Below are 13,833 nucleotides of genomic sequence, written 5' to 3'. Positions count from 1 at the left end.
CGCAACACAACTGCGTATTACTTGGCATTGATGGCCTGCTCGAGCGTCATCTCTGGGTTGTCCCAATTCCCTTTCACGGCATAGCGCACAGTCGAAAGCCTTGATAAGGGTTGCCCTAAGATTTTATCAACTAGCCACACTGCTCCGCCTATAGCGGGGTTTCCCAACATCAGGCCCGCGATAGGAACATTGCTAGATAAAGGTAGTTCAACCAACATTTTCAGATCTAACATCTGCTCCGCTAAATCCACATGACCACTGAGCGTATAGTTACTTGAGGGACCATTGATCTTTAATGGATCAACAAAGCGAAGGTCGCCCTGATCCATCACGACATTGACATTGAGGTTGTCATAACTGATACCTTGCTTATACAAATCGGAAAAATCCAATTTCAATCTGCGAACTAAAGCATCGACATTAAACACGCCAAACAAACGCAAAATACCGGTTGCTTGGTTATCAGTTGAGATAACTCCATCTTCAAATGTCATAGAAGCAGTGCCAGATACTTTTGATAAAGCGAAGTTTTGTGGCTGATCTGGCCATACTAGCGCCAACTCCGATTTATATTTCCCACTCGTTAGTGGCGATTCCTGACCAAACAACTCCAGTACAGGCTTAACATTCGCTCCTGCAGTATCAAGCGTTAAGATAGTATGGCTATGACCTTCGTCATATTGCCATGACAGCTGCCCTTCTAGAGCACTCCCTGACACTTCACCGCGCAATTCCCTAAACACCATTCCATAGTCATCAGAATCTGTCCAAAAGCGCCACGCCCCCCATGCAGTGCCGCCAAAATACAAGTCATCCACCGCGAATGACATTGCCTCTATTTCTCTTGGATCTACATCTGCAACGTTATCTCCATCAAGACTCTCCGCTGGTTCTTCTATACGCAGGTGCTTCAGATTCACGGAAACTGGTGCAGCCCCTTTGGCAAAAACAATTTCACCCTCAGCGCCCTTACCTGACAAAACGATATTTATCTTGGATAAGGATGGTGAGATTCTCGCCTCGACATCTAGAGCGCGATGGTTAAACATATCTACGACAGGACTTTTGACAAAAATCTCTTTCAATATTCCTGCTTCACCCGCCTCGCCAGTAAAGGTCTCGCTAGCGAAATCTATCCATGGCTCAACTTCAATATGATCAAGCGCGACAGCAACACCCAAGCCCTCTTCAGAAAAACGATACGCGCCAAAGTCTAGAGGGTTTAATGATGATGACAGCACAAGCTTTCCGTACTCTAATTGCTCATCAACAAACAAGAGCTGCCCACTTCCTTTTGGTAGTGCCTGACCATCTAGAATGATAGTGACATCCGCTTGCTTCTCTTTAATCGAAGCATTTACTTGCACGGAATTTTTAGATTCAGATAATTTGGCAAAAGGTTCAGGCCAATCAACTGCAAGACCTTGCATATTGCTCGTCATCTCAAAACGTGCTGGCTCTTGCGCATCAGGAATTATCAATGAGGATTCAAAGGCGGTACGACCGCTTACGCCATAAAAAGGAACATTACTAGACCGCTTGTTCTCATCCGTGAATAGCTTACTGGGATTTAACTGCCCAGATAATTTCAACTCTGTTGCCGCTATATCCGAACGATTCTCTATATTTAAAAATGCAGCCTCGCCCATAAACTGCATCGATAACATATCGGCATTAATACCTGCTTGAGAATCCACCTTCAACTTACCCACGATGTTTTCCGCAAATAAGTGGCTATCTCGATGACTCGCTTTCAAACCTCGTGCATATACGTCAATGCTGTAATCGGTCTGCAGTTCATCCTGAAAAACTAAATTCAGCCCTAGATGCGCCTCCGCAGGCCCCTCAAAGCTAAGTAAATCTGAAACACCTCGGGTTGCATCAGCAATGGGAGACTCTGAAAGCCAATAATCATAATCCGCGCCATCAAGGGATAATTCAGCATCAACCTGTAAACGAGAGTCGGGCTCTTCTTCGCTTACCTCCGGCATAACGGCAGAGAGATTACGAACAGAAACACCGTTTATCTGCGCACTTTCAGCTTCTACGATCAGCCTGTCGTTGTGTAAATTCAGAGTTAAATCGAGATCAGTCAGTGACGGCCATAACTCGTCAAATTTTAGCTCGGCTGGCTTCGCTCTGAGCGCCAAGGTTGAACTAAAGCTATTATTGGGGCTGTCAGATTCGATACTTCCATACCCAATAAAACGCCCATCTTCTACAATGCCGCTTTTAAGCGACTCTGCGAGCCACTGATGTAAGGTCGAATCAACAGCATAATACGGTACAAAATCAATCACATTCGATAACTCAACATTTGTCATACCGAGCATCAAACCTAGGTAATCCTCTTGCGAATCGTCATTAAGTCGGAGAACAAAATCGCCAGTCACTTCTGCATCATCGAACAATTTCAACGACAGGCCTTGCGACTCGACCACATAGTCATCGCCATCTTGATACCATTGAACCCGGCCTGACGCGCTATAACTATCAAAGCTCTTTAAATACAAATCAGGGAAAAATAAGCCGAACTTTTCACTATAAAAATCGACGTAACCTAGGTTCTCATTAACTTCAATAAAACCGTCGATGTTCGTTGCACCAGGAGTACCCCTAAATGGCTTCAAAGATACTTTGTGTAGCTCTGATTTAAACGAAAAATCATCGCTTTCTGAATCCAAAGCAATATGCATGTTTTTAAGTAGACCACTAGGATCACTAACCCTAAGTCGCTCACTTAGATCGCTATCTAATAGATCGACCGATCGCAATAATTCGCCGGTACAATCTAGGTCTATTTGACTGACCGAGACATTCAGTCCAGCTTCGGAGGATTCAAGTACAGCTCCAGGAATTGAACATCGCTGCCCATTCCATTGATAGACAAGATTATCCAGGGCAACCCGATGCCCGTTTTCATTGCCTTGCCAAGAGAAACGCGCGGATGAATTCACTATCGGCAATAAAGTTTTTTGATCGGCACTCCAATTCAGACGATGTAATTGAACATCGGCATAAAGCCCTTCAACCTTTAGACCAGCTAGATCAAGCCATACGCGACCGCTCACATCCAAGTCGTTAATTACTAAACCTTTCCAAGAATAAGCCTCAAGAAAACGATCAAGAAAGTCAGCAGATCGCGCCTCAATATAGAGTTTTCCGGCAGTCGATGAACTAGATTCAAAATCAGCGCTGTTATAAACAAATCGCGCTAAGGGCTGCAATCCATTTGGACGAATGACGTTACCTTGCGCGAATATTTGTCCATCAATATACGTCAAACTTGAGGATGGAAGATGCCATACACGCTCATCTTTGCCATGCACTGTCACGCGCACGTATGCATCAACAAGCTTTAGGTTTGCGCCATCTAAAATATCTTCAATCGCAAACTGAGACGTACTGTCATCGTCTATTTGCAAATTAAATAAATCGACCCCGGCAAGCGACCACCCTCCTTGACTATCCTGATGCAGAGCAAGGTTCGTTTGGTCTAACTTAATAGATTTGATTCGCGGCGCTTGATTGAGCAGAGTATCCAAGAACGCGAACTTAATCTGTGCCGTTTTTATATGTGCGTTGGGTGCACCATTGACTGATATGCCGCGAATCTCAAGAATTGGATCAAAGCCACTCCACTTTGCCCCAAGTTGATCGATCACAACAGGCAGTTCCAGCTCAGAACTTAGGTAGCTTTGCAAAGAAAGGCGATAATCTGGAAGCTGTGAGAGGACTAAACGCCCTGCTACAACATAGACGAGGACCGCTATTAATGCGGTATACGCAAGCAGTTTCGCTTTGAATTTAAGCAGTTTGTAGGTTCGATTCAAAGCGAAAAACCTATGCGTTTATCTTAAGGGAGTGACGCTAGAGTAAAACAACGTCGTACTGGCCCTGATTGTACATTAGTTCAACCTGAAACTTTATCTGCTTGCCGATGAAAGTTTCTAAATCTGCGACATTATCAGACTCTTCATCCAACAGGCGATCAATGACACTTTGAGATGCCATCACCATGATCGATTGCGCATCGTACGCGCGACTAACTCGCAAGATTTCTCGCAAGATTTCATAACAGACGGTTTCAGCTGTTTTAAGTGAACCGGTGCCATCACAAACAGGGCAAGGCTCGCACAAAGTTTGCCCTAAGCTTTCTGTTGTTCGCTTACGCGTCATTTCCACTAAACCAAGTTCTGACACACAACTAATCGTGGTTCTAGCGTGATCGCGCTCGAGCATTTTCTCTAGCATACGCAAGACTTGACGCTGATGCTCTTCGTCTTCCATATCAATAAAGTCGAGGATAATAATCCCACCAAGATTACGCAAACGAAGCTGTCTTCCTATCGTTCGAGCCGCTTCGAGGTTGGTTTTAAAGATAGTTTCTTCGAGGTTTCTGTGGCCAACAAAAGCACCAGTATTAACGTCTATTGTGCTCATAGCCTCGGTTTGATCGATTATCAGGTAGCCACCAGACTTCAGCTGAACCTTCCTACCCAAGGCTTTTTGAATTTCGTCTTCAATGCTATACAGATCGAAAATCGGACGCTCACCTGGGTAATATTCCAATCGCGAACTGACATCAATCAAAAAGTTCTCTGAAAATTCTTTTACCTTCACAAAGCTTTCTTTGGAATCGATGCGAATTTTCTCTGTCTGCGGTTTTACCAAATCTCTTATAGCCCGCACATGAAGCGGTAATTCTTGGTATATCACCTCACCTACAGCACAATTTTTAATGCGCTGCTCTAGCTTGCTCCAGAGCCGAATGAGAAATCGAATATCCGCTTCAAATTCATCCTCGCCAGCGCCTTCTGCCGCTGTTCGAATAATAAATCCAGACCCGTTTTCATCTTTCGATTCGCTATCACCGGCTTCTGTATCAACAGCATCATTATTTTGCTCAGTCGCTGACTTCGGCTCAGCAGCACGCTCAGCAAAAAAAGCTTCACTTTTCGTGGCTTTCGTCACTAAGGAACGCAAACGATCACGCTCTGACTCTTCTTCAATACGTTGAGAGATACCAATGTGTTGGACGCTAGGCATGTACACAAGATAGCGACTCGCTACAGATAACTGAGTGGTTAATCTCGCACCCTTAGTGCCTATAGGATCTTTAGTGACTTGAACAACAAGAGGCTGACCCTCACGAAGCAAATGCGCAATATCAGGTTGCGCAGTATCTTTCTCTGCGGGCCCGACGATGTCAGAGACATGAATAAAAGCCGCACGCTCAAGACCGATATCTACAAAAGCTGCCTCCATTCCTGGCAATACGCGTACAACCTTGCCTTTATAGATATTACCGACAATCCCTAATCGACTGGATCGCTCGATATATACCTCTTGCAACATCCCGTTTTCTACAACCGCAACACGCGTTTCAACAGGGGTAACATTAATAAGCAACTCTTCGCTCAAAACACTATCCTTTTAAAGTTTTGATTCTAGACCGAACGATTTCAAACTCTGGTGAACTTCCGTTAAGGGTAAGCCAACAACATTACTGTAACTACCTTCTATTTTATCGACCAGTACCGCTCCGATGCCTTGGATGCCGTAACCACCAGCTTTATCGAAAGGCTCTTCGGTTTTCCAATAATCAGCGATTTCCTGATCGCTTAGCCCTCTAAAGAAGACTTTAGTTTTAACGATATGTTCCTGAACTTCGCTAAGCTGGCCATTACTTAATACTCCCAAAGCATAGGCAGTTGCGACCGTGTGATGATCACCTGACATCACGCGCATCATTCGTTGAAAATCAGAAAAATCTTCCGGCTTAATCAGAATTTGCTCACCATGCACGCAAACAGTATCGCCTGCCAGCATTAAGTAATCTCGACCATCAATACAAGTCTTAGAAAGACAAAACTGATGTGCTGCCGCTACTAGCTTCTCTTTTGCCATGCGAGCAACATAAGCATACGGCTTCTCAGAGTCATGAACTGACTCATCAATATCAACGGGGCTTTTTAATGGATCGTAACCTAGCTGTTGTAACAACTCTAAACGTCTAGGCGAGGCCGAAGCTAACACTAATTGCACTTACCTACCCTCGCAAAGCAAAGCTAATTCTGTCGTATACAACAACAAGAATAGGCCATAAAAACCCACTAAACATAGCCCGAAGCAACAAATCTGAAGGTGCTTCAGCTCGACTTAACAGAGAGGTAAAGGTGTTCACAATCAACAAATGAATAATGACAACAACGAACGCAACAAGAGACTGCTGCAACAAAGGATAAAGCTTAAAGCGCTTGTGCATGCCTATCGCAAGATACGACACGATACTCAAGGCTAAGGCGTTGATCCCAAGGTATACACCACTGATCACATCCAGCAGCAGACCAATAAAAAAGCCTACAGTTATACCAACAGTACTAGGCGAGCGCAGAGTCCAAAAGAAGACTGTCATGACCAACCACTCTGGTCTGAACAACGAAATCATTGCCGGCAAATATATGAGTTCGAGTATCACCGACAACATGAAGGTGATCACCACGGCCAACATACTAGGCTGATAAATCATTGAGCGACCTCAACACCGCTTTGTGGCGCATCATCTTTATTTGGAAAAACTAATAACAATAAACGACTGCGGTTAAGATTAGCTTGCGGAGTGACTTTCACTGTCGCAAATGCTGCTCCTGGATCGTGTGCAACTTTCGTCACGGTCGCTACAGGGTAGCCTGACGGAAAGCGCCCACCTAAACCAGAGCTCACAAGTAAATCTCCTTCCTGAATATCTGCTGTATCTGGAACATTTGCTAACTCTAAGGCGGATAGCGAACCAAACCCGTAGGCAACGGCGCGAACACCATTTCGATTAACCTGCACCGGCACGGCATGACGATCATCTGATATCAACAAAACCCGACTTTGAAACTCACTGACATCAATCACTTGGCCAACTAAGCCATATTCATCTAATACAGCTTGCCCAACATACACACCACTGCTGCGACCTTTATTGATCACAATATAATGTTTGTTTGGGTCAGGGCTCACACTTACAAGTTCGGTGACTACGACACCATCGTCAAGAACGCGAGAAGCATTCAATAACTCTCGCAAACGATTCAGCTCTGCGGTTGTACTAGCAAGCTTTTGAGACTGGCGTTCTAGAACAAGAACTTTAGCTTTAAGGGAATCTAACTCATCTTCGAGTGACGAACGGGAAGTAAAAAGAAAACCAATACCATCAGTGATATGACGCGGTACATCACTCATCCATTGAAATGGTGTCAGTACAGTACTAACACCACGCCGAACAGGATCGAGCTGATCATAACGCACATCGACAACGATCAGCACGACACTAACGAGAACCGCCAGTATCAAGCGATAGCCCAAATACGGACCTTGTACAAATACAGTACTAATGGCGCACTCCTAATGGCAAAGCAACTAAGCCCACTTCTATAGCAGGATTTAGGTAGCTTGCTTATTCGACAGCAAAAATACCATCTGCGCCGTTTGTATCGATAAGCTCAAGCGCTTTACCGCCGCCACGAGCAACACATGTCAACGGATCTTCAGCAACAATAACTGGTAAGCCAGTCTCTTCGCTTAACAAACGATCAAGACCGCGAAGTAGTGAACCACCGCCAGTTAGTACGATTCCTCGTTCAGCAATGTCTGAAGCAAGCTCTGGTGGAGATTGCTCAAGCGCGCCTTTCACAGCTTGAACAATTGCAGCTAGAGATTCTTGTAACGCTTCTAAGATTTCGTCGCTATTTAAAGTAAATCCACGAGGAACACCTTCAGCTAGGTTACGTCCACGCACGTCGATTTCACGAATTTCCAAGCCTTCGTAAGCACAACCAATCTCTTGTTTAATACGCTCTGCTGTCGCATCACCAATTAAACTACCGTAGTTGCGACGCACATAAGTCACAATATTTTCGTCAAAGCGGTCGCCACCGACTTTAACTGAATCTGCATAGACGATACCGTTCAATGAGATAATCGCGATTTCAGTTGTACCACCACCGATATCAACGACCATCGAACCACTCGCCTCTTCCACAGGTAATCCTGCACCAATCGCTGCAGCCATAGGCTCTTCGATCAAATACACTTCACGTGCACCGGCACCTAATGCAGATTCACGAATCGCTTTTTGTTCAACTTTTGTAGAACGACTTGGTACACAGACCAACACGCGAGGACTCGGCGTAATAAAACTATTCTCGTGAACCTTATGAATAAAATGCTGAAGCATTTTTTCAGTTACTACGAAATCTGCAATCACACCATCCTTTAACGGACGAATTGCAGTGATGTTTCCGGGGGTACGACCAAGCATTCGTTTTGCTTCGGCACCCACCGCAGCAACACTTTTTTGAGCGCCCGAATTTCTAATCGCGACAACAGAAGGTTCATCTAAAACTATGCCGCGTTCGCGCACATAAATAAGTGTATTTGCAGTCCCCAAATCGATCGACAGATCACTTGAAAACATGCCTCGTAGTTTCTTAAGCATGGAAGGAATTCAACCTGAAGAATTTATGAATATAATTATCGCGTAACTTTAACAATGGCGCGGTACTAGAGCAAGAAACAAAAGCTTCATTTAGACCTTATTGCAAACAAGATAACGTTCAGCCATTGCTCCGTAAGATTCCCGCTAAACATTTGATCATTTTTCACCCATACATTTATGTCCTTAGTGCGAAAGTTTGCATTTCTATGCAAATTCATTCCTTATTCGATTCGAGAGCATATCCACTTTTTATAGCTAAGTGGTATGATGCTCGGCTAAATGCTTCACAGCATAATTCACGCACTATAAATCTCTTAACTCCTCGCGTTCTAGCTTCTAAGGCAAGCTTCTGAGCCGAGACTTATAAATTAAGGTTTAAAACATGTCGATTAGTCCTGATGACATTCAAAAAATCGCGCGCCTCTCTCGTCTTCAAATTGAAGATGACAAAGTGGAAAAATTAAGCGGCGATATTAATAACATCTTGGGTTTAGTTGATCAGCTTCAGCAGGCTGATACGAGCGATGTTGCACCGATGGCGCACCCTTTGGACGCAGTACAAACCCTGCGCGCAGATCAAGTGACAGAGACTAATCAACGTGACAAATATCAACGCGTAGCACCAGCAACTCAAGACGGCCTATTCCTCGTGCCGAAAGTTATCGAGTGAGCCTCACTAATTTTCATAGTGACGCATTAGAACACCTTCTGTTTAAAAACACGCTACGACGAAAGAGCAATAAAGAATGTTAGAACTTACAATTCAAGAGCTGGCCAAAGGCCTGCGCGACAAAGAGTTCACCAGCGTAGAACTCACTCAAGCCTATCTTGATCGCATCGAAAAACTAGACAGCAAAATCAATAGTTATATTACCGTCTCAAAAGAACAAGCACTTGCTGATGCAGCAGCTGCTGACGAGAAAATCGCCGCTGGCGATACCGGTTTATGGACGGGCATTCCCTTCGCACACAAAGACATCTTTTGTACGGAAGGCACCCTAACTACCTGTGGTTCAAAAATGCTTCATAACTTCGAACCACCTTACAACGCGACAGTCGTTCAAAACTTCATCGATGCAGGCGCGGTTTGTTTGGGTAAAACCAACATGGATGAGTTCGCGATGGGCTCAACGAATGAGAGCAGCTACTACGGAAAAGTGATTAACCCGTGGAGCGGTGACAAACACCTCGTTCCCGGCGGTTCATCTGGCGGCTCAGCTGCAGCAGTAGCCGCGCGCTTGGCACCCGTTGCAACAGGCACAGATACCGGCGGCTCGATCCGTCAGCCGGCAGCCTTTTGTGGTCTAACTGGATTAAAGCCAACATACGGGCGCGTTTCACGTTACGGCATGATTGCTTTCGCATCGAGCCTTGATCAAGGTGGCCCAATGGCAAAAACTGCTGAAGACTGTGCGGCAATGCTGCAAGTTATGGCGGGTCATGACGCAAAAGACTCAACTAGTATCGACAAAGAAGTGCCAGACTACTTGGCGGCTCTATCTGGTGATTTGAGCAGTCTGAAAATTGGTCTTCCAAAAGAGTACTTTAACGAGCACCTCAATCCTGAAATCGCAAAAGTACTCGATGAAGCGATTGAAGTTCTTAAAGGCAAAGGCGTTGAGTTTAAAGAAGTTTCGCTTCCTAACAGCCAGCTTGGTGTACCAGCGTATTACGTCATTGCTCCAGCAGAAGCCTCCGCTAACCTAAGCCGTTTTGATGGCGTCCGTTATGGCTACCGCTGTGAAGAGTCGAATGACTTAATGGATATGTACTTACGCAGTCGTTCTGAAGGTTTTGGCGATGAGGTAAAACGCCGTATTATGGTTGGCACATATGCGCTTTCAGCCGGTTACTACGACGCTTACTACAACAAAGCAATGCAAGTTCGCCGCCTGATCAAGAACGACTTTGAAAATGCATTCAAAGACGTCGACTTTATTCTCGGCCCAACTACGCCATCACCTGCTTTTGGTTTTGGCGAGAAAGGCGACGACCCCGTACAAATGTACCTAGAAGACGTTTATACCATCACGGCAAACCTTGCAGGCATTCCGGCAATGTCTCTACCGGCCGGCACAATAGACGGCCTTCCTTGTGGTATTCAATTGCTCGGAAACTACTTCGACGAAGCACGCATGCTCAACGTTGGTTATGCCTTCCAGCAAGAAACGGAATGGCACAAACAACGTCCTGAAAATTCACTAACCGAGCTAAGCGCTTAAGCCGAGGAGACAACTATGGAATGGGAAACCGTCATCGGGCTTGAAGTACACGTTCAGCTCGCTACTAAATCAAAGATTTTTTCAGGCTCATCAACTGCCTTTGGTGCAGAGCCAAACACACAGGCAAGCGCAGTTGATTTAGCACTACCTGGTACATTACCTGTGCCAAACGAGCAGGCTTTCCGCTATGCAACCATGTTCGGTTTAGCGATCGATGCCGACATCTGCAAGCGCAGTGTATTTGAGCGTAAAAACTACTTCTACCCTGACCTTCCGAAAGGCTATCAAACGACTCAGCTTGATGCGCCAATCGTTGGTGCAGGTGTTGTTGAAATCACACTGAAAGATGGCAGCAAGAAGAACATCCGCATTCATCATGCACACCTTGAAGAAGATGCGGGTAAATCACTACACGAAGACTACCATGGCATGTCAGGCATCGATTTGAACCGTGCTGGAACGCCATTGATCGAAGTCGTGAGTGAACCGGACATGCGCAATGCGGAAGAAGCGGTAGAATTTGCTAAAACACTGCACAGCATTGTGACTTCACTTGGAATTTGTGATGGTGAAATGTCGCAAGGTTCAATGCGTTTTGACGTTAACATCTCTGTGCGTCCTAAAGGCCAATCGGAATTTGGCACGCGAACTGAAACCAAAAACCTCAACTCTTTCCGCTTTATGGAACAAGCGATTGCTCTCGAAGTTGAACGTCAAATCGATGTGCTTGAAGAAGGTGGAGAAATCGTTCAAGAAACACGCTTGTACGATGGCGACAAACACGTTGCACGTTCTATGCGAAGCAAAGAAGAAGCAAACGACTACCGTTACTTCCCTTGCCCCGACCTCCTGCCAGTAGTGTTGACAGATGAGTACATCGAAGAAGTTCGTGCTCAAATGCCAGAACTGCCGGCTGCGCGTAAAGAGCGTTTTATCTCTGAGTTCTCACTAAGTGATTACGACGCTGGCATTCTCTCGGCAGATGCTGGTTTAGCCTCTCTATTCGAGACTTCAGCAAACATCTCAGGCGATGCAAAACTTTCTGCTAACTGGGTAATGGGTGAATTCAGTGCTCGCTTAAACGCAGATGATGTTAGCGCATCCAATGCACCTATTTCTGGTGGAGCATTAGCTCAATTAGTGCTGCGCGTGAAGGACAACACCGTTTCTTCTTCGGGCGCTAAGAAAGTATTTGAGAAACTATGGAGCCAAGAAGGTTCAGATGTGGATCAAATCATCGATGCAGAAGGCTTGAAGCAGGTGTCTGATACGGGCGCTCTTGAAGCAATGGTTGATGAAGTGCTTGCAGGTATGGCTGATCAAATCGCGCAGTACAAAGCAGCCGACGACAAGAAACGTAAGAAATTGATGGGTAGCTTTATGGGCCCATTAATGAAAGCTTCTAAAGGTCAAGGTAACCCGAAACTGTTTAACGAAATTCTCGCGAAGAAGTTAAACGACTAGTCTAGCTCTCAAATTTTGTAGGCCTAGATTGGGGTCAGAGTGCTTTCACTCTGACCCCAGCCATTAAAGCTCAAACTCAAAAATATTACCTCTCACGTAATTTCTTTCCCTCCACTTTTTAGCGACACTCATTACATTGGCTCTTTTATTCAAGGACTTTGTAATGACACAAACAGAACTCGCGCTTCTCGGATTTATCAGCTGGTTTATATTTCTAGTTATTGCAATTGAGATATACCGAACAATAGTCGTTGTAAAAACAGGTAAAGCAGTGAACAGCTTCTCATTGAGTGGTGCCGACATATCCCCCTTGATGGAAAGACTCAGTCGAGCCCATGCGAATTGCTATGAGTCATTTCCCTTCCTAGGTGGAACTCTTCTCTTTTCTATCTCTACAGCAAGCCAAGAAATCACCAACAGCCTCGCGCTATATTTGTTAGCCGCGCGCATTGCACAGTCGCTTCTTCATGCAGCTTCATCAAGTAACATCATCGTGCAGTGTCGTTTTCTATGCTTTTGCGCGCAAATAGGTATCGTGTGTTATTGGTTAAGCCAATACTTCCTGTAAACAAAAAAGGCCGCTTTTCAGCGGCCTCTGTATACGTACTATCGTCTCCACCAATCCCAGTCATATCGGAACTGCCAAACATCATTATCGACTTTCGTAAATCCAATGGGATCGAATGGATCAAAGGTTTCTCGATCACCACCAAATGTAAAGATACTCGGCTGGAACCTTCCATTCGCAAAATACACAGGAAATGCCGCTAGATCATACTTAATATCTTCTGGTGACTGCGCATTCCAAGGTTGTTCAGCCGGACCTGAGAGCTGTTTCCACGTTCGGCCATTTTTGTTCACCCAAACATCGATAGGATTAGCCACTGCAAATGGGTCCTGCGGATTAGTACTCAAACCAAAGCCACCAAAGCATACACAACTACCAAAGAGTACCTCGCACTGATGTCCCGGCCGTGGAGCCCAACCTGCGTCAGCAGTTAACAACTCCCAGCGCTTACCATTCTTACTACGCCAGACATCGTTGTAATATGGCGGACAACGATCGCCCGAATCACATGTAAAGCCATCCTCTCCACCAAGCATATACATGTACTTGCCTTTGCTGACAACAATGCCACCAGCACGTGGAGTCCAAGGCGCGGAATCCGTCATCAATTCCCAATTTCGGCCGTCTCTTGAACGGTATACATCGTTGTAGTAGATACGCTAAGGACCCGCTGGAACAATAATCGACAAATCATCATTAAACGATCCACCCATTACATAGATGTAGCCACGGTGCGATACCGCGCTTAAGCCTGCACGCTTAGACCAAGCGGCATCATTTGTCATGAGCTGCCAATTTGCGCCGTCTTTACTACGCCAAACGTCGTTGAAAAAGTTTGAAGCCAGTTTAAAAGGGAAACATGGAAACGCAGGAGGCCCGCCGGCACCATCACCAGGGAATCCACAATCACCAGGGAATCCACCATCACCAGGGAACCCACCATCACCAGGGAACCTACTATCACTAGGGAACCCACCATCACCAGGGAATCCACCATCACCAGGGAACCCACCATCACCAGGGAACCCACCATCACTAGGGAACCCACCATCACCAGGGAACCCACCATCACCAGGGAATCCACCATCACC

12 protein-coding genes are annotated in these 13,833 nt (G+C 45.5%); 4 read left to right on the top strand and 8 right to left on the bottom strand.

Annotated elements, in window-relative coordinates; all coding sequences use genetic code 11:
• Nucleotides 1-17: 17 nt before the first annotated feature.
• The 6 genes from A3738_RS16630 to A3738_RS16605 form a co-directional block, all read right to left on the bottom strand.
• Nucleotides 18-3,833, bottom strand: coding sequence for a YhdP family protein (locus tag A3738_RS16630; protein WP_068476108.1), 3,816 nt, complete (start codon nucleotides 3,831-3,833; stop codon nucleotides 18-20).
• A 37-nt stretch (nucleotides 3,834-3,870) separates the two neighbouring features.
• Complete coding sequence (locus A3738_RS16625; protein WP_068476109.1) at nucleotides 3,871-5,424, bottom strand: Rne/Rng family ribonuclease; 1,554 nt, start codon at nucleotides 5,422-5,424, stop codon at nucleotides 3,871-3,873.
• A 12-nt stretch (nucleotides 5,425-5,436) separates the two neighbouring features.
• Nucleotides 5,437-6,048 carry a nucleoside triphosphate pyrophosphatase gene (locus tag A3738_RS16620; RefSeq protein ID WP_068476110.1) on the bottom strand — a complete coding sequence of 204 codons (612 nt, stop codon included), beginning with the start codon at nucleotides 6,046-6,048 and terminating at the stop codon, nucleotides 5,437-5,439.
• A 4-nt stretch (nucleotides 6,049-6,052) separates the two neighbouring features.
• Nucleotides 6,053-6,532 carry a rod shape-determining protein MreD gene (gene mreD / locus A3738_RS16615; RefSeq protein WP_068476111.1) on the bottom strand — a complete coding sequence of 160 codons (480 nt, stop codon included), beginning with the start codon at nucleotides 6,530-6,532 and terminating at the stop codon, nucleotides 6,053-6,055.
• Entirely contained in the window at nucleotides 6,529-7,386 is an 858-nt protein-coding gene (gene mreC, locus A3738_RS16610; RefSeq protein WP_082869349.1) for a rod shape-determining protein MreC, read from the bottom strand. Before mreC ends, mreD begins: the two co-directional genes overlap by 4 nt.
• Before the next feature lie 61 nt (nucleotides 7,387-7,447).
• Nucleotides 7,448-8,488 carry a rod shape-determining protein gene (locus tag A3738_RS16605; protein WP_068473203.1) on the bottom strand — a complete coding sequence of 347 codons (1,041 nt, stop codon included), beginning with the start codon at nucleotides 8,486-8,488 and terminating at the stop codon, nucleotides 7,448-7,450.
• A 382-nt stretch (nucleotides 8,489-8,870) separates the two neighbouring features.
• Between A3738_RS16605 and gatC the strand changes: the two genes are divergently transcribed.
• The 4 genes from gatC (at nucleotide 8,871) to A3738_RS16585 (ending at nucleotide 12,742) form a co-directional block, all read left to right on the top strand.
• A complete protein-coding gene (gatC, locus tag A3738_RS16600; protein ID WP_068476113.1) occupies nucleotides 8,871-9,158 on the top strand; it encodes an Asp-tRNA(Asn)/Glu-tRNA(Gln) amidotransferase subunit GatC in 288 nt (95 codons plus the stop codon).
• Nucleotides 9,159-9,234: 76 nt separating this feature from the next.
• Entirely contained in the window at nucleotides 9,235-10,710 is a 1,476-nt protein-coding gene (gatA, locus tag A3738_RS16595) for an Asp-tRNA(Asn)/Glu-tRNA(Gln) amidotransferase subunit GatA (protein WP_068476114.1), read from the top strand.
• A 15-nt stretch (nucleotides 10,711-10,725) separates the two neighbouring features.
• The gene (gene gatB, locus A3738_RS16590) at nucleotides 10,726-12,174 is read left to right on the top strand and encodes an Asp-tRNA(Asn)/Glu-tRNA(Gln) amidotransferase subunit GatB (protein WP_068476115.1); all 1,449 of its coding nucleotides are present in this window, start codon (nucleotides 10,726-10,728) and stop codon (nucleotides 12,172-12,174) included.
• Between the two features lie 163 nt (nucleotides 12,175-12,337).
• Nucleotides 12,338-12,742 (top strand): MAPEG family protein, encoded by a 405-nt coding sequence (locus A3738_RS16585; protein WP_068476116.1) that lies wholly within the window; start codon nucleotides 12,338-12,340, stop codon nucleotides 12,740-12,742.
• A 38-nt stretch (nucleotides 12,743-12,780) separates the two neighbouring features.
• On the opposite strand, the gene A3738_RS16580 is transcribed toward A3738_RS16585, so the two are convergent.
• Both A3738_RS16580 and A3738_RS30010 read right to left on the bottom strand, forming a co-directional pair.
• Nucleotides 12,781-13,347 (bottom strand): hypothetical protein, encoded by a 567-nt coding sequence (locus tag A3738_RS16580; protein WP_068476117.1) that lies wholly within the window; start codon nucleotides 13,345-13,347, stop codon nucleotides 12,781-12,783.
• 54 nt (nucleotides 13,348-13,401) lie between these two features.
• Nucleotides 13,402-13,833: hypothetical protein (locus tag A3738_RS30010; protein WP_197473895.1), on the bottom strand; the 432-nt coding region annotated here is incomplete at its 5' end.

The organism is Oleiphilus sp. HI0066, from assembly GCF_001635725.1.
The sequence above is the reverse complement of the archived record's forward strand: the minus strand, read 5'-3'. Positions and strand labels throughout refer to the sequence as shown.